This is a genomic window from Bordetella sp. N (assembly GCF_001433395.1).
Taxonomy (GTDB): Bacteria; Pseudomonadota; Gammaproteobacteria; order Burkholderiales; family Burkholderiaceae_B; genus Bordetella_C.
This window is the reverse complement of the sequence record NZ_CP013111.1, coordinates 5,470,369-5,485,350: the sequence shown is the minus strand read 5'-3', so window position 1 is coordinate 5,485,350 and position 14,982 is coordinate 5,470,369. Positions and strand designations below refer to the sequence as shown.

General features: G+C 65.8%; 20 protein-coding genes. All 20 read left to right on the top strand.

From position 1 onward, the window contains the following. Positions 1-246 precede the first annotated feature (246 nt). The 20 genes from ASB57_RS23710 (at position 247) to ASB57_RS23615 (ending at position 14,971) form a co-directional block, all read left to right on the top strand. Positions 247-942 (top strand): chromate transporter, encoded by a 696-nt coding sequence (locus ASB57_RS23710; RefSeq protein ID WP_082621791.1) that lies wholly within the window; start codon positions 247-249, stop codon positions 940-942. Beyond that, positions 942-1,466 carry a chromate transporter gene (locus tag ASB57_RS23705; RefSeq protein ID WP_057654417.1) on the top strand — a complete coding sequence of 175 codons (525 nt, stop codon included), beginning with the start codon at positions 942-944 and terminating at the stop codon, positions 1,464-1,466. Before ASB57_RS23710 ends, ASB57_RS23705 begins: the two co-directional genes overlap by 1 nt. 326 nt (positions 1,467-1,792) lie before the next feature. Further along, positions 1,793-2,629 (top strand): ABC transporter ATP-binding protein, encoded by an 837-nt coding sequence (locus tag ASB57_RS23700; protein ID WP_057654416.1) that lies wholly within the window; start codon positions 1,793-1,795, stop codon positions 2,627-2,629. After that, positions 2,626-3,429 (top strand): lipid asymmetry maintenance ABC transporter permease subunit MlaE, encoded by an 804-nt coding sequence (gene mlaE, locus ASB57_RS23695; protein WP_057654415.1) that lies wholly within the window; start codon positions 2,626-2,628, stop codon positions 3,427-3,429. Before ASB57_RS23700 ends, mlaE begins: the two co-directional genes overlap by 4 nt. Positions 3,430-3,509: 80 nt before the next feature. Then, positions 3,510-4,004, top strand: a complete 495-nt coding sequence (gene mlaD / locus ASB57_RS23690; RefSeq protein WP_057654414.1) for an outer membrane lipid asymmetry maintenance protein MlaD — start codon at positions 3,510-3,512, stop codon at positions 4,002-4,004. 76 nt (positions 4,005-4,080) lie between these two features. Continuing rightward, positions 4,081-4,944: a VacJ family lipoprotein gene (locus ASB57_RS23685; RefSeq protein ID WP_082621790.1), complete on the top strand. Its 864-nt coding sequence runs from the start codon at positions 4,081-4,083 to the stop codon at positions 4,942-4,944. A gap of 66 nt (positions 4,945-5,010) precedes the next feature. Continuing rightward, a complete protein-coding gene (locus ASB57_RS23680; RefSeq protein ID WP_057654413.1) occupies positions 5,011-5,640 on the top strand; it encodes a phospholipid-binding protein MlaC in 630 nt (209 codons plus the stop codon). 83 nt (positions 5,641-5,723) lie between these two features. Next, entirely contained in the window at positions 5,724-6,548 is an 825-nt protein-coding gene (locus ASB57_RS23675) for an ABC transporter ATP-binding protein (protein ID WP_057654412.1), read from the top strand. Further along, positions 6,545-7,357 (top strand): ABC transporter permease, encoded by an 813-nt coding sequence (locus ASB57_RS23670; RefSeq protein WP_057654411.1) that lies wholly within the window; start codon positions 6,545-6,547, stop codon positions 7,355-7,357. Before ASB57_RS23675 ends, ASB57_RS23670 begins: the two co-directional genes overlap by 4 nt. Positions 7,358-7,362: 5 nt before the next feature. Then, entirely contained in the window at positions 7,363-7,605 is a 243-nt protein-coding gene (locus ASB57_RS23665; protein WP_057656386.1) for a BolA family protein, read from the top strand. A 70-nt stretch (positions 7,606-7,675) separates the two neighbouring features. Beyond that, positions 7,676-8,368 carry an ATP phosphoribosyltransferase gene (gene hisG / locus ASB57_RS23660; protein WP_057654410.1) on the top strand — a complete coding sequence of 231 codons (693 nt, stop codon included), beginning with the start codon at positions 7,676-7,678 and terminating at the stop codon, positions 8,366-8,368. A 58-nt stretch (positions 8,369-8,426) separates the two neighbouring features. Next, positions 8,427-9,731: a histidinol dehydrogenase gene (hisD, locus tag ASB57_RS23655; protein ID WP_057656385.1), complete on the top strand. Its 1,305-nt coding sequence runs from the start codon at positions 8,427-8,429 to the stop codon at positions 9,729-9,731. Beyond that, on the top strand, positions 9,728-10,861 hold the full coding sequence (gene hisC / locus ASB57_RS23650) for a histidinol-phosphate transaminase (protein ID WP_057654409.1): 1,134 nt from the start codon (positions 9,728-9,730) through the stop codon (positions 10,859-10,861). The genes hisD and hisC overlap by 4 nt, the downstream gene beginning before the upstream one ends. A 10-nt stretch (positions 10,862-10,871) precedes the next feature. Next, complete coding sequence (gene hisB / locus ASB57_RS23645) at positions 10,872-11,459, top strand: imidazoleglycerol-phosphate dehydratase HisB (protein WP_057654408.1); 588 nt, start codon at positions 10,872-10,874, stop codon at positions 11,457-11,459. Positions 11,460-11,481: 22 nt separating this feature from the next. Beyond that, positions 11,482-12,153, top strand: a complete 672-nt coding sequence (gene hisH, locus ASB57_RS23640; RefSeq protein WP_057654407.1) for an imidazole glycerol phosphate synthase subunit HisH — start codon at positions 11,482-11,484, stop codon at positions 12,151-12,153. 91 nt (positions 12,154-12,244) lie between these two features. Continuing rightward, complete coding sequence (hisA, locus tag ASB57_RS23635; protein ID WP_057654406.1) at positions 12,245-12,988, top strand: 1-(5-phosphoribosyl)-5-[(5-phosphoribosylamino)methylideneamino]imidazole-4-carboxamide isomerase; 744 nt, start codon at positions 12,245-12,247, stop codon at positions 12,986-12,988. Further along, the gene (gene hisF, locus ASB57_RS23630; RefSeq protein ID WP_057654405.1) at positions 12,985-13,806 is read left to right on the top strand and encodes an imidazole glycerol phosphate synthase subunit HisF; all 822 of its coding nucleotides are present in this window, start codon (positions 12,985-12,987) and stop codon (positions 13,804-13,806) included. The genes hisA and hisF overlap by 4 nt, the downstream gene beginning before the upstream one ends. Beyond that, positions 13,806-14,210, top strand: a complete 405-nt coding sequence (gene hisI / locus ASB57_RS23625; RefSeq protein ID WP_057656384.1) for a phosphoribosyl-AMP cyclohydrolase — start codon at positions 13,806-13,808, stop codon at positions 14,208-14,210. The genes hisF and hisI overlap by 1 nt, the downstream gene beginning before the upstream one ends. Then, positions 14,207-14,566, top strand: coding sequence for a phosphoribosyl-ATP diphosphatase (locus ASB57_RS23620; protein ID WP_057654404.1), 360 nt, complete (start codon positions 14,207-14,209; stop codon positions 14,564-14,566). Before hisI ends, ASB57_RS23620 begins: the two co-directional genes overlap by 4 nt. Positions 14,567-14,602: 36 nt before the next feature. Beyond that, positions 14,603-14,971 (top strand): histidine triad nucleotide-binding protein, encoded by a 369-nt coding sequence (locus tag ASB57_RS23615; RefSeq protein ID WP_057654403.1) that lies wholly within the window; start codon positions 14,603-14,605, stop codon positions 14,969-14,971. Positions 14,972-14,982: the final 11 nt, after the last annotated feature.

The window sequence follows — 14,982 nt, the reverse complement described above, 5'->3', positions numbered from 1 at the left end:
AGCATGCTCACCAGATCAGAACCCGCCGGATGTCATGTCCGGCGGGTTCTTCTTCTTGAGGCCTCTGCGCGGCCGTGGCGCAAATCCTGCGTTTGCGGATAAGCATCCTCCAATTAAGTCTTTAGACAACTGTTTTGGGTAAGATCGGCGCCAATATCGGTACGCGTTTGAGCCAGGCATTTCAGCCGCGCGTGCCAGGTATATATTTGCCGGCCGCGCCGGCGCCCTTCTTCCCCCGGTGCTCCCGTGCGATCCCCCGCCACCGTTTCCCCGCCGCCCCTCGCACTCGATGCGCCGCCCACCTTGGGGCAGATTTTCACGGCATTCAGCAAAATCAGCCTGACCAGCTTCGGCGGGGGACTCAGCGGCTGGATGCTGCGCGAATTCGTCCAGCGGCGGCGCTGGCTGTCGGAAGAGCAATTCCTCAGCGGCCTGTCGCTGGCGCAGGCCTTTCCCGGCGTCAACGTGGTCAACCTGGCGATCTGGATCGGTTATCAACTGCGCGGCAGCCGCGGCGCGCTCGTCGGCGCGCTGGGCATGGTGGTGCCGGCCATGATCGTGGCCATCGTGGTGGCCGCCGCCTTCGGCGAGGTGGCGCATGCGCCCCTGGCGCACCGGCTGTTGGCCGGGGTGGCCGCGGCGGCCGTCGGCCTGTCCCTGCAGATGGGCTTGCGAGCAGCTTACCGGGCCGCGGTCGGCGCCGCGCCCATCGTCATCATGGTGGCGACCTTCGCCGGCATCTTCCTGGCGCAATGGCCCTTGCTGTGGGTAGTCGGGACGATGGCGCCCTTATCCATTTTCCTGGCCTGGCTGCGCCTGCGCCGGGCTGGCGGTACCCAGCTGGATCGCGCGGCCGTCGGCGAGACCGAAGACGAAGCCGAAGCACGGTTGCAGGTCGAAGCGGAAGCCCAGGACCCGTCGGCGCGTGGATGGAAACCGTGATGCCAGCTCATCTGCTCGATCTGCTGGCGGTTTTTTCGCCGCTTTCCTTCCTGACCGTGGGCGGGGGCCAAAGCGTGGTGGCGGACATCCACCGCCAGGCGGTCAATGTCTACGGCTGGATGAACGACAACCAGTTCCTCGACCTGTTCGCCTTGTCCCGGGTGACCCCGGGTCCAGGGTCCATCCTGGTCACCCTGGTCGGCTGGCAGGTGGCCGGCGTGCTCGGCGCGCTGATGGCGTCCGTCGCCATCTTCGTGCCCAGCAGTGTTTTGGTTTATGGCCTGGCCCGCGTCTGGGCGCGCTACAAACACAGCCTGTGGACCCGAGCCATCGAGCGCGGCCTGGCGCCGGTGGCGGCCGGCATGATCCTGGCGGCCTCGTGCACCATCCTTCGAGCCGCGGAAGGCGGGCCCTGGGCATGGGGCGTGGCGGCCGTGGCCACGGTGCTGCTGATCTATACGCGCATCAGCCCTTTCCTGTTGATGGGCGCCGGCGCCCTGGTCTTCTGCCTGGTCCTGCGCTGATCCTCTGATGCGCTGATGCGCTGGTGCGCCGCTGTGCTGACACGGCGATGCGCAATCGCCGCGCAAAATCCGCCGGTTACGTCCGCTATCCAATGTCGCGAAATTGCCACGAATTTATACCCAATTCGACGACGATGCCGACTGAAACCAGGGTTTAATCAAGCCCCTCGGACAATCAAGCGCGTTTTGGCCGGCGTTTTCAGGGTGGCGGGAAAAATCGCATGGGCCCTCAGAGTCGTCGGGAGGCCCCCCTCATGCTCAGGCTATACAATGTGCGGTCCAGAATTCGGGGGACGGAATGAATCCGCCCTCTGGCCTTCACCTTTATGTCCGACCTTCCAGCAAACCCTACCGACGCTGCGCTGCAATTCGACGAAGTTTCCTTGGGATACGGCGAATTCACTGTCCTTGTCGGCATCACCATGACGGTGGCGCCGGGCCAGGTGGTGGCCGTCATGGGCGGCTCCGGCTCAGGCAAGACCACGATGTTGCGGGCAGCCACCGGGCAACTGATTGCCCGCGCCGGCTCCGTGCGCGCGTTCGGCCAGGACCTGGCCCAGGCCACGCCGGCCCAGCTGCAAGGCTTGCGCAAGCGCATGGGCGTGCTGTTCCAGCAGGGCGCGCTGTTCACCGACCTGAACGTTTTTGAAAACGTCGCCTTTCCGCTGCGTGAACACACGCAGCTGGGTGAAGCCGACATCGTCAGCCGCGTGCTCGATAAATTGCAGGCCGTCGGCCTGCGCGCCGCGGCGCATCTGAAGGTGGCGGAAATTTCCGGCGGCATGGCGCGCCGCGTGGCACTGGCGCGCGCCGTCGTGCTGGAGCCCGAACTGATTCTTTATGACGAACCGTTCGCCGGCCTCGATCCGATTTCCATGGGCATCACCGCCCGCCTGATCCGCAGCCTGGCCGACCGCCTGGGCTGCGCATCGGTGCTGATCACGCATGACGTGCAGGAATCCTTTTCAATCGCCGACCGGGTCTACCTGGTCGGCCGGGGCCGCCAGGCCGCCGCCGGCACGCCGGCGGAGCTGAACGCCTCCCAGGACCCCTACGTGCGCCAGTTTCTGGACGGCGCGCCCGACGGTCCCGTCGCCTTCGACTATCCCGAAACCCCGGCCTTCACGCGCTGGCTGGCGCGCCAGGAGGGCAACAAGCCATGACGGACAGCAGTCAAACGAGCCGCCCTGGCCCGATTTCCCGCCTCGGCGGCAGTGTCCGCGGCACCATCGGCGGCCTCGGCTATTTCACCCGCTTCTTCCTGGCCCTGCTGGGCCGCAGCGGCATCATCCTGCGCCGGCCGCGCCTGGTATCGCAGCAGATCCATTTCATCGGCAATTATTCGCTGCTGATCATTGCGGTATCCGGCATGTTCGTCGGCTTCGTGCTGGGCCTGCAGGGCTACTACACCCTGCGCCGCTACGGCTCCGAGGAATCGCTGGGCCTGCTGGTGGCGCTGTCGCTGGTGCGCGAACTGGGCCCGGTAGTCACGGCCCTGCTGTTCGCCGGCCGCGCGGGCACGTCGCTGACGGCGGAGATCGGCTTGATGAAAGCCGGTGAGCAGTTGTCGGCCATGGAAGTGATGGCCGTCGACCCGATGCGCCGGGTGCTGGTGCCCCGCCTGTGGGGCGGCATCATCGCCATGCCGGTGCTGGCCGCGGTGTTTTCCATGGTGGGCATCATGGGGGGCTGGGTCGTCGGCGTGATGCTCATCGGTGTCGACGCCGGCGCGTTCTGGTCGCAGATGCAAGGCGGCGTGGACGTCTGGAGCGACGTTCTCAACGGCGTGATCAAGAGCGTGGTGTTCGGCATCACGGTGACCCTGGTCGCGCTTTACGAAGGCTGGCAAGCCAGGCCGACGCCGGAAGGCGTGGCGCGCGCCACCACGCGCACCGTGGTGGTGGGCTCGCTGGCCGTGCTGGCCCTGGATTTCCTGCTGACCGCGCTGATGTTTGGCAATTGACGCCTGGCCACCAGGCCTTTGGCGCATAGGCAACCGATTTACTTCTGCTGAATACTGATACGCATACCTGACGGATACTTATGTCACGCGAAAAAACCGATTTCTGGGTAGGCCTGTTCGTGCTGCTGGGAGCCGCCGCCCTGGTGTTCCTGGCCCTGCGCGCCGGCAACCTGAGCACATTCTCCTTTGCGCCGACGTACACCGTCAGCGCCAACTTCGACAACATCGGCGGCCTGAAGGAAAGGGCGGCGGTCAAGAGCGCCGGCGTCGTGGTTGGCCGCGTCGCCAAGATCGGCTTCGACGACAAACTGTTTCAGGCGGTCGTCACCCTGCAGGTGGACAGCCGCTACCAGTTCCCCAAGGACTCCTCGGTCGCCATCCTGACCTCGGGCCTGCTGGGCGAACAGTATGTCGGTGTCACCGCCGGCACCGAAGAAGATAATTTTGCCGATGGCGGAAAAATCCGCTATACACAAAGCGCCGTCGTGTTGGAAAACCTGATCAGCCAGTTCTTGTACGGAACGGCGGAAAAGCAGGGCTCCGCACCGGCCGGGGACGCGGCCCCAAAGAATTGAGCACTTCCGTGACGTCCCACGTCGCGGTCGACGTGGCGTCTCCTCCGAGAAGCCTGAACAGATACCAAGCAAAAAAATGAATATTCGTCGTTGGCGCCTTAATCCCATTTCCTGGTCCGGCTTGACCCGCGCTGCCTCGCTGGCCGCCGCCGCCGTGACCCTGGCCGGCTGCGCGTCCGTGCAGCAACCCGATCCGCGCGACCCGTGGGAAGGCTTCAACCGCGGCGTGTACTCGTTCAACGACGCGGTCGACCGCAACTTCCTGCGGCCGATCTCCGTGGGCTATACCTACGTGACGCCGCAGCCGGTACGTACCTGCGTCCACAATATGTTCAACAACGTGGCCGACGTCTGGGCCGCCGCCAACAGCATGTTGCAGGGCCGTGGCCTGGATGCCATCAACACGATGGGCCGCTTCCTGTTCAACACCACCTTGGGCGTGGGCGGGTGTATCGACGTCGCCACGGCCAATGGCCAGCCGCGCATCCCCAACGACTTCGGCACCACCCTGGGTGTCTGGGGCTTCGGCCAGGGACCTTACCTGGTGCTGCCGTTCTGGGGCCCCAGTTCGGTGCGTGACGGGGTCGGCCTGACGGGTGACTTCTTCGGCAACACCTACACCAGCGTGGGCGCCATCGATAACGTGCGCGTACGCAATTCGCTGTACGGCCTGCAGATCGTCGACCGCCGCGCCAGCCTGCTGGACGCCACCGACACGGTCGACCGTATCGCCCTGGATCCCTACAGCTTCGTGCGCGACGCGTATCTGCAACGCCGTAACGCCATGGTCATGGGCCAGAAGTCGCAGGACAACCTGCCCGACTACGGCGATGACGACGACGCGGCGGGCGACAAGTCCACGGCGCCCGCGACGTCGGCCCCGACGGTACCCGCCCCGGGCGCCAATCAGTCGGGCACCGTATCGCCGGCCAAGCGCTGACACCCATCTTGCGCGGCACGCCGTTTGCCGGTGTGCCGCGTCATTCCGTATTCAGAAGGAGTCCCCATGCGGTTTCCCGCTATTTCCCTGTTGCAACGCCTGGCCCTGGCGGGCCTGCTCGGCCTGGCCGCCAACCAGGCGGCCCACGCGGCCCCGAACGCCAGCGGCGCGCCTGACCAATTCATCCAGCAAGTCGCCGACGACACCTTGAATGCCCTGAAGGCGGGCGGCGGCGTCAAGGCCGGCGATACCGCAAAGGTCAACCAGGTGGTGACGCAACAGATCCTGCCTTACGTGGATTTCGAGAAGACCACCCGCCTGAGCGCCGGCCGCAACTGGCGCACGGCCACCCCGGCGCAACAGAAGGCGCTGGCCGAGGCCTTCCGCGGCACCCTGGTGCGCACCTACGCCGGCGCGCTCACCCGCGTGGACGGTCAGACCACCGTCAAGACGCTGCCCTTCCGCGGCGACGCCAAGGCCGACGACGTGGTGGTGCGTACCAGCATCAGCCAGTCCAATGGCCAGAACACCGGTGTCGACTACCGCCTGGAAAAGACCGCCAGCGGCTGGAAGATCTATGACCTGAACGTGGAAGGCATCTGGCTGATCCAGAACTACCGCAACCAGTTCACGCAGCAGATCAACCAGAACGGCATCGACGGCCTGATCAAGGCGCTGAACCAGCGCAATCAATAATAGGGACACATATGGTCGCCTGCCCCGGCGGGCGGCGACCGTATAATGCGTGATTCGCTCTTTTACGCGCCCTTTGCCGTCTCATGTCTGCCGTTTCCCTCGAAAACGTCTCGAAAATCTACACCCCGCGCAGCCCCGGGTGGAAAAAATGGCTGGGTAAGCCAGCCAAGCCGGGTTTTCAGGCGCTGCGCAATGTCAGCCTGACCATCGAGCACGGTGAATTCTTCGGCCTGCTGGGCCCCAATGGGGCCGGCAAGACCACCATGATCTCCATCCTGGCCGGCCTGGCCCGCGCCACCAGCGGCAGCGCCAGCGTCTGTGGCCACGACGTGGTGAGCGACTACCGCATGGCCCGCCGCTCGCTGGGGGTGGTGCCGCAGGAACTGGTCTACGACCCCTTCTTCACGGTGCGCGAAACCCTGCGCATCCAATCCGGTTATTTCGGCTTGCGCCGCAATGACGACTGGATCGACGAAATCCTCTTCAACCTGGGGCTGGCCGACAAGGCCGACGCCAATATGCGCGCGCTGTCGGGCGGCATGAAGCGGCGCGTGCTGGTGGCCCAGGCGCTGGTGCACCGGCCCCCGGTCATCGTGCTGGACGAACCCACCGCGGGCGTCGACGTCGACTTGCGCCGCACCCTGTGGGAATTCATCGTCCGCCTGAACAAGGCCGGCCATACCATCTTGCTGACCACGCACTACCTGGAAGAAGCGGAAACGCTGTGCAACCGCATCGCCATGCTCAAGGGCGGCCGCATCGTCGCGCTGGACACCACGCAGGCGCTGCTGGCCCGCGTCGGCGGGGTCGACCTAGAAGATGCCTTCGTGCGCATCATGCACGCGGAAGATGAGCCCGTCGACGGCACGCAAGACGAAGACAACCGCCTGACGGAGGTCGTATCGTGACCCCGCCCCTCGAACCGCGCGCGCTGCCCCTGGTGGCGCCCGATACGAACGCCGGCTCCGGCCTGCCCACGCTGCTGCGCAAGGAATTGCTGCGCTTCTGGAAAGTGGCGTTCCAGACCATCGCCGCGCCCGTCATCACGGCCTTGCTGTATCTGGTGGTGTTCGCCCAGGTGCTGCAGGACAAGGTCCAGGTCTACGGCACGGTGCCGTACACGTCCTTCCTGATCCCGGGCCTGATGATGATGAGCATGCTGCAGAATGCCTTCGCCAATCCCTCATCGTCCCTGATCCAGAGCCGCATCACGGGCAACCTGGTCTTCATCCTGCTGCCCCCGCTGTCGTACCGGGATCTGTTCCTGGCCTACGTTTCCGCCGCCGTCGTGCGCGGCCTGACCGTGGGCGTGTGCGTCTGGGTGGTGGCGCTGTTCTTCACCCCGATGCACCCCGCCCATCCGCTGTGGGTGCTGGTGTTCGCCGTGCTCGCCTGCGGCATCATGGGCAGCCTGGGCCTGGTGGCCGGCCTGTATTCGGAGAAATTCGACCAGTTGGCGGCCTTCCAGAATTTCCTCATCATGCCGGCGACCTTCCTGTCCGGCGTGTTCTACTCCATTCATACGCTACCGGCCTTTTGGCAGGGCGTTTCGCATTGGAACCCGCTGTTCTATACCATCGACGGCTTCCGCTACGGCTTCTTCTCGGTTTCCGACGTGTCGCCCTGGCGCAGCCTGGCAGTGGTAAGCGTGGTGTTCCTGGCATTGGCCGGTTATGCGATACGCCTGCTGGCCAGCGGCTACAAACTCCGGAATTGAAGATCATGCTTCCCACTCCCGAACAAGTCCGACAATACATACTCGACGGCCTGTCCTGTGAGCATATCGACGTGCAGGGCGACGGCTCGCATTTCGATGCCGTCATCGTCAGCGCCGCCTTCGAAGGCAAGCGTCCCATCGCCCGCCATCAACTGGTGTACGCCGCTTTGGGCGAGCGCATGAAGGCGGAGATCCATGCGCTGTCCATGCGCACCCTGACCCCCACGGAATACCAGGCGGGACGCTGACGCGCGCGCCACGCGCCTTGTGCGCCGGCGCGACGCCCCCAATAAAGACTCGATACGGCAAGGAAACCGCATGAGCTCCATCCCCCAGAACGGCCGCCAGGACGCGCCGCTGACGCTGGCCCTTTCCAAAGGCCGCATTTTCGAGGAAACGCTGCCGCTGCTGGCTGCCGCCGGCGTCGAGGTCACGGAGAATCCCGAGAACTCGCGCAAGCTGATCATTCCGACCAGCGATCCCGGCCTGCGCCTGATCATCGTCCGCGCCTCGGACGTGCCGACCTACGTGCAGTACGGCGCCGCCGACCTGGGCATCGCCGGCAAGGACGTGCTGATCGAGCATTCCGCCGAACATCCGGGCGGCCTGTATCAGCCCATCGACCTGAACATCGCCAAGTGCCGCCTGTGCGTGGCGGTGCCCACGGGCTTCGATTACGCCAAGGCCGTGCACCAGGGCGCACGCCTGCGCGTGGCCACCAAGTACGTGACGGCGGCGCGCGAGCACTTCGCCGCCAAGGGCATGCACGTGGACCTGATCAAGCTGTATGGCTCGATGGAACTGGCGCCCCTGGTGGGCCTGGCCGACGCCATCGTCGACCTGGTGTCCTCGGGCGGTACGCTGCGCGCCAACAACCTGGTCGCGGTCGAGGACATCATGCATATTTCCTCGCGCCTGGTGGTCAACCAGGCCGCGCTGAAGACGCGTGGCGACCGCCTGCAACCGCTGCTGGACGCTTTCCAGAAGGCCAGCGCCACTCCGGTGGCTTGATGATATTTTTTACCCGGGACCGCCGCCCGTCAGCCGGCCCCGGAATGGGATGAACACCATGGCACTGATCAACCGCCTCGACGCCCGCGATCCGGGCTTCGCCTCCGCGCTGCGCACCCTGTTGGCCTTCGAGGCCACGGAAGACGAATCCATCGACCGCGCCGCCGCGGACATCCTCCATGCCGTGCGCACGCGGGGTGACGACGCCGTGCTGGAATACACCCGCCGCTTCGACCGCGTGCAGGCCGACAGCATGGCCGCCCTGGAAATCCCCAAGGACAGCTGGCACGCTGCCCTCACGTCCCTGCCCACCGCGCAACGCGAGGCCCTGGAAGCCGCCGCCGCCCGCGTGCGCGCCTATCACGAGCGCCAGCGCGGCGAGACCTGGACCTACACCGAAGCCGACGGCACCGTGCTGGGCCAGAAGATCACCCCGCTGGACCGCGTCGGCCTGTACGTGCCGGGCGGCAAGGCGGCGTATCCGTCGTCGGTGCTGATGAACGCGATTCCGGCCAAGGTCGCCGGCGTGCCGGAACTGATCATGGTCACGCCCACGCCGGACGGCGTGCGCAATCCCATGGTGCTGGCCGCCGCCGCCATCGCCGGCGTCGATCGCGCCTACGCCATCGGCGGCGCCCAGGCCGTGGGCGCGCTGGCCTACGGCACGGCCCTGATTCCCCAGGTCGACAAGATCGTCGGCCCCGGCAACGCCTATGTGGCGGCCGCCAAGCGCCGTGTCTACGGCACGGTGGGCATCGACATGATCGCCGGCCCCAGCGAAATCCTGATCATCTGCGACGGCCAGACGCCGGCGGACTGGATCGCCATGGACCTGTTCTCGCAGGCCGAGCACGACGAGCTGGCCCAGGCCATCCTGCTCTGTCCGGACGCCGCCTATCTGGACCAGGTGGCTGCCGCCATCGAACGCCTGCTGCCGACCATGCCGCGCGCCGACATCCTGCGCACCAGCCTGGCCAATCGCGGCGCGCTGATCCTCGTGCGCGACCTGGAAGAAGCCTGCGCCATCGCCAACGACATCGCGCCGGAACACCTGGAAATCTCCACGGCCGACCCCGAGCAGTGGGCCGACCGCATCCGCCACGCCGGCGCCATCTTCATGGGCCGCTACAGCTCGGAATCGCTGGGCGACTACTGCGCCGGTCCCAACCACGTGCTGCCGACCTCGCGCACCGCCCGTTTCTCGTCGCCGCTGGGTGTGTACGACTTCCAGAAGCGCTCCAGCCTGATCCAGGTCTCGCGCGCGGGTGCCCAGACCCTGGGCCGCATCGCCGCCGAACTGGCCTACGGCGAGGGCTTGCAGGCCCACGCCGGCAGCGCCGAGTACCGGCTCGACGACAAATGAACCAGGTCTCGCACGGCGACACCCCGCTTCAATCCGGCCAGGCGCCAGCGCCCGACCGGGTGGCGGCCACCGTGCGCCGCGACATCCGGGCCATGGCGGCCTATTCCATCGGCCATGCGGACGGCGGCATCAAGCTGGATGCCATGGAAAATCCGTACGGCCTGCCGGACGCTGTCCGCGACGACATCGCCGCGGCCGTGCGCGCCACCGCGCTGAACCGCTACCCGGACGATGCGGCGGCCCTGCACCGGGCCGTGCGCCAGGCCTTCGATATCCCCGCGACGGCCGGCTTGCTGTTCGGCAATGGCTCGGATGAACTGATCAACCTGATCGTCCAGGCCTGCTGCGAGCCCGGCGACGTGGTGCTGGCGCCCGCGCCTTCCTTCGTCATTTTCGAAATGGCGGCGCGCTTCAACCATGCCCGTTATGTCGGCGTGCCGCTGACCGCCGGCCTGGAGCTGGATCTGCCCGCCATGCTGGCGGCCATCGCCACGCACCGGCCCAAGGTCATCTTCCTGGCCCTGCCCAACAATCCCACGGGCGGCATGTGGCCGACCGCCGCCGTGCAGGCCATCCTCGATGCCGCGCCCGGCCTGGTGGTCATCGACGAGGCTTATCAGCCCTTCGCCGACCACACCTGGATGCCGCTGGCGGCCGAACTGCCCAATGCGGTGGTGCTGCGCACGGTCTCCAAGCTGGGGCTGGCCGGCCTGCGCTTCGGCTATCTGGCCGGACCCGCCGCCTGGATCGGCGAGTTCGACAAGGTGCGTCCGCCTTATAACGTGGACGTGCTGACCCAGGCGGTATTGCTGGCCGTGCTGCGCCACAAGGACGTGCTGGATGGCCAGGCGGCGCAACTGCGCGCCGACCGCGAGCCGCTGGCAAAAGCCCTGGCCGAATTGCCCGGCGTCGTCGTCCACCCGTCCGCCGCCAACTTCCTCTTGCTGCGCTTTTCGGGGAAGTTAAGAGCGGATGCCGTGCATCAGGCGCTGAAATCGCGCAAAATATGGGTCCGTGCATTCGGCGGCAGCGATCCATTGTTGAATAACTGCCTGCGCATCTCCATCGGGACCCCTGCTGAAAACGCGGCCCTGCTGGCGGCGCTGCGGGAAATCCTCGAACGTTCTTGACGAGTACACCATGCGTACCGCTGACATCACCCGCAACACCAACGAAACGCGTATCCGCGTGGCGATCAACCTGGACGGCACCGGCCGCCAGACGATAGACACGGGTGTGCCCTTCCTCGATCACATGCTGGATCAGATCGCCCGCCACGGCTTGATCGATCTGGAAGTGAAGTGCGACGGCGACCTGCACATCGATGACCACCATTCGGTGGAAGACGTCGGCATCACGCTGGGCCAGGCCATCGCGGCCGCCATCGGCGACAAGAAAGGCATCATGCGCTACGGTCACGCCTACGTGCCGCTGGACGAAGCCCTGTCGCGCGTGGTGGTGGACTTCTCCGGCCGTCCCGGCCTGGAATTCCACGTGCCCTTCACCCGTTCGCACATCGGCAAGTTCGACGTCGACCTGACGCGCGAGTTTTTCCAGGGCCTGGTCAACCACGCCCTGATCACCCTGCACGTGGACAATCTGCGCGGCCAGAACGCGCACCACCAGTGCGAAACCGTTTTCAAGGCCTGTGGCCGCGCCCTGCGCATGGCGATCGAGCGCGACCCGCGCAGCCAAGGCGTGGTGCCGTCCACCAAGGGCGTTCTGTAATCAGGCTATCGGGCATACTTTCGTGACTTCCATCGCTATCGTCGACTACGGCATGGGCAATTTCCACTCGGTGGCGCGTGCCGTTGCGCACGCCGCGCCCGATGCCGACATCCGTATCTGCAACCAGGCCGCCGACATCGACGCGGCCGACCGCGTGGTGTTCCCGGGCCAGGGCGCCATGCCCGACTGCATGCGCACGCTCAACGAATCCGGCCTGCGCGAAGCCGTCATGCGCGCCGCGCGCAGCAAGCCGCTGCTGGCGGTGTGCGTGGGCGAGCAGATGCTGTTCGACACCAGCGAGGAAGGCCCCACCATCTGCCTGGGCATCTTCCCCGGCGTGGTACACCGTTTTAGCGGCCCCCAGTACGCCGCGCCCGTCGGCGCTTATGATGAGCACGCGACACAACCGCAGCAGGAATTGCTCAAAGTCCCGCATATGGGCTGGAACCAAGTCCGCCAGTCGGGATCTCATCCCATTTGGGCAGGCATTCCGGACCATACGCACTTCTATTTCGTGCATAGTTATTACGCCGTGCCCGCCGATCCTTCGATTATTGTTGGGGAAAGCGATTACGGCGGTTCCTTTACCTGCGCAGTAGCCGCGGATAACATTTTCGCGGTGCAGTTCCACCCCGAAAAGAGTGCCGAACACGGTTTGCGGATGTACCGCAATTTTGTAGACTGGCGCCCCTGATTGCCTGGATGCCGCCCCTGGCGGCACCATTGCTTGTCCAAGCAGCTCCCTGCTTTTCCGACCAACGAAGATTTCTTACGCGCTATCAATCATGCTGCTGATCCCCGCCATCGACCTTAAAGACGGGCGCTGTGTCCGCCTGCGCCAGGGCGACCTGGACGATGCAACGGTGTTCTCTGAAGACCCCGCCGCCATGGCCACCCACTGGCTGGAACAGGGCGCGCGCCGCCTGCATCTGGTCGACTTGAACGGCGCCGTCGCCGGCAAGCCGCGCAACGAGGCCGTCATCAAGGCCATCGTCGACGCCGTCGGCGACGAGATCCCGGTGCAGATCGGGGGCGGCATCCGCGACCTCGACACCATCGAGCGCTATCTCGACAACGGCATCTCCTACGTCATCATCGGCACCGCCGCGGTCAAGAACCCCGGCTTCCTGCATGACGCCTGCGGCGCGTTCCCCGGCAGCATCATCGTCGGCCTGGACGCGCGCGACGGCAAGGTCGCCACCGACGGCTGGAGCAAGCTGACCCGCCACGACGTCCTGGACCTGGCCAGCAAGTTCGAAGACTACGGCTGCGAAGCCATCATCTACACCGACATCGGCCGCGACGGCATGCTGTCCGGCGTCAACGTCGAAGCCACGGTACGCCTTGCGCAACACGTGCGCATCCCCATCTATGCCTCTGGCGGCATCGCCGGCATCCAGGACATCGAAGCCCTGTGCGCCGTCGAGGAAGAGGGTGTGGAAGGCGCCATCCTGGGCCGCAGCATCTATGAAGGCGCGCTTGATTTCCAGGTGGCGCAGTCGCGCGCCGACGAACTAGGCCAGCAATGACAGCCAGCGTAACCAGCACCGCGGCAAGCAAGGACGGCAACGCCCTGACGCGGCGCATCATTCCCTGCCTGGACGTGACCGCCGGGCGCGTGGTCAAGGGCGTGAATTTCGTCAACCTGATCGACGCGGGCGACCCCGTGGAGATCGCGCGCCGCTATGACGACCAGGGCGCCGACGAACTCACGTTCCTCGACATCACCGCCACCAGCGACGGCCGCGACCTGATCCTGTCCATCATCGAACAGGTGGCCTCGCAGGTCTTCATTCCGCTGACCGTGGGCGGCGGCGTGCGCCAGGTGTCCGACATCCAGCGCCTGCTCAACGCCGGCGCGGACAAGATCAGCATCAACAGCGCGGCCGTGGCCAATCCGGAACTGGTGCGCGCGGCGTCCGACTTCCACGGCTCGCAGTGCATCGTGGTGGCCATCGACGCCCGCCGCGTTTCCGAGCCGGGCGCGGAACCCCGCTGGGAAGTGTTCACCCATGGCGGCCGCAAGGCCACCGGCATCGATGCCGTGCAATGGGCGCGCCGCATGGCGCAATATGGCGCCGGCGAAATCCTGCTGACCAGCATGGACCGCGACGGCACCAAGTCCGGCTTCGACCTGGAACTGACCCGTGCCGTCTCCGACGCGGTGCCGGTGCCCGTGATCGCCTCCGGCGGCGTGGGCAACCTGCAGCACCTGGCCGACGGCGTCACCACCGGCCGCGCCAGCGCGGTCCTGGCCGCCAGCATCTTCCACTACGGTGAGCACACCGTGGGCGAATGCAAACGTTTCATGGCCGATCAGGGCATTGCTGTACGATTGGACGCATGATGGATAACACTCTTGCCTGGCTGGCCGACGTCGAGTTCGACGAAAACGGCCTGATACCCGCCATTGCCCAGGATGCCGAAAACGGCCAGATCCTGATGGTGGCGTGGATGAATAGCGAATCGCTGGCCGAAACGGCCGCCACCGGCCGCGCCGTGTACTGGTCGCGTTCGCGCAAGCGCCTGTGGCGCAAGGGCGAAGAGTCCGGTCACGCGCAACTGGTGCGGGAGCTGCGCCTGGACTGCGACGGCGACGTGGTGCTGCTCAAGGTAGAGCAGCAGGGCGGCATCGCCTGCCACACGGGCCGCGCCAGCTGTTTCTACCGCCGCCTGGACGGCGAGGGCGCGCAGGCCGGCTGGACCACCGTGGATCCGGTACTCAAGGATCCGGAGCTGATCTACAAATGAGCACCCAGCAGAACGCGGAAGCAAAGGGCGCCGACGTGCTGGCGCGCATCGCCGACATGCTGGAAACCCGCCTGCCGCAAAACGGCGGCGACCCGGCGGCTTCCTACTCGGCCAAGCTGCTGGCGCGCGGCCCGGACGCCTTCCTGAAGAAGATCGGCGAAGAGGCCACGGAACTGGTCATGGCCGCCAAGGATGGCGTGGCGGACAAGATCATCTATGAAACCGCCGACCTGTGGTTTCATTGTCTTGTCGCCTTGGCTCACTACAATCTGCGCCCCGAAGACGTGCTGGCCGAACTGGCCCGCCGCGAGGGCATGTCCGGCCTGGCCGAAAAAGCCAGCCGGCCGGCGTCCTGAAATCCGTTTCCGGCCGCCATCCCCTATCGAGGTCTCATGAGCGAAAACTGTATCTTCTGCAAGATCGGCCGTGGCGAGATTCCGGCCAGGAAGGTCTACGAAGACGATGACTTTGTCGCCTTCCACGACATCAATCCCGCGGCGCCAGTACATCTGCTGCTCATCCCGCGCCGTCATATAGCGTCCATGCAGGACGTTATGCCCGAGGATGCGGCCTGGTTGGGTAGAATGATGGTCTTGGCGCCTCGTTTGGCGGCCGAAAACGGTTGCAATCCGGGCCCGCAGGGCGGTTTCCGCATCGTCGTCAATTCCGGCGTCGAAGGCGGACAGGAAGTGCCGCATCTGCATTTACATATTATTGGCGGTTCGCGACCCTGGGCGGGTCGTGCAGCCCCGAACGCTTGATTACGGAGAAC

Excerpts from the sequence above, each read along its gene's own strand:
- ASB57_RS23700 (WP_057654416.1), top strand. The coding sequence starts at position 1,793 with ATGTCCGACCTTCCAGCAAACCCTACCGACGCTGCGCTGCAATTCGAC.
- ASB57_RS23705 (WP_057654417.1), top strand. The coding sequence starts at position 942 with ATGCCAGCTCATCTGCTCGATCTGCTGGCGGTTTTTTCGCCGCTTTCC.
- hisD (WP_057656385.1), top strand. The coding sequence starts at position 8,427 with ATGGCACTGATCAACCGCCTCGACGCCCGCGATCCGGGCTTCGCCTCC.
- ASB57_RS23615 (WP_057654403.1), top strand. The coding sequence starts at position 14,603 with ATGAGCGAAAACTGTATCTTCTGCAAGATCGGCCGTGGCGAGATTCCG.
- ASB57_RS23665 (WP_057656386.1), top strand. The coding sequence starts at position 7,363 with ATGCTTCCCACTCCCGAACAAGTCCGACAATACATACTCGACGGCCTG.
- hisF (WP_057654405.1), top strand. The coding sequence starts at position 12,985 with ATGACAGCCAGCGTAACCAGCACCGCGGCAAGCAAGGACGGCAACGCC.
- ASB57_RS23685 (WP_082621790.1), top strand. The coding sequence starts at position 4,081 with ATGAATATTCGTCGTTGGCGCCTTAATCCCATTTCCTGGTCCGGCTTG.
- hisC (WP_057654409.1), top strand. The coding sequence starts at position 9,728 with ATGAACCAGGTCTCGCACGGCGACACCCCGCTTCAATCCGGCCAGGCG.
- hisG (WP_057654410.1), top strand. The coding sequence starts at position 7,676 with ATGAGCTCCATCCCCCAGAACGGCCGCCAGGACGCGCCGCTGACGCTG.
- ASB57_RS23620 (WP_057654404.1), top strand. The coding sequence starts at position 14,207 with ATGAGCACCCAGCAGAACGCGGAAGCAAAGGGCGCCGACGTGCTGGCG.
- mlaD (WP_057654414.1), top strand. The coding sequence starts at position 3,510 with ATGTCACGCGAAAAAACCGATTTCTGGGTAGGCCTGTTCGTGCTGCTG.
- ASB57_RS23675 (WP_057654412.1), top strand. The coding sequence starts at position 5,724 with ATGTCTGCCGTTTCCCTCGAAAACGTCTCGAAAATCTACACCCCGCGC.
- hisB (WP_057654408.1), top strand. The coding sequence starts at position 10,872 with ATGCGTACCGCTGACATCACCCGCAACACCAACGAAACGCGTATCCGC.
- hisA (WP_057654406.1), top strand. The coding sequence starts at position 12,245 with ATGCTGCTGATCCCCGCCATCGACCTTAAAGACGGGCGCTGTGTCCGC.
- hisI (WP_057656384.1), top strand. The coding sequence starts at position 13,806 with ATGGATAACACTCTTGCCTGGCTGGCCGACGTCGAGTTCGACGAAAAC.
- mlaE (WP_057654415.1), top strand. The coding sequence starts at position 2,626 with ATGACGGACAGCAGTCAAACGAGCCGCCCTGGCCCGATTTCCCGCCTC.
- ASB57_RS23680 (WP_057654413.1), top strand. The coding sequence starts at position 5,011 with ATGCGGTTTCCCGCTATTTCCCTGTTGCAACGCCTGGCCCTGGCGGGC.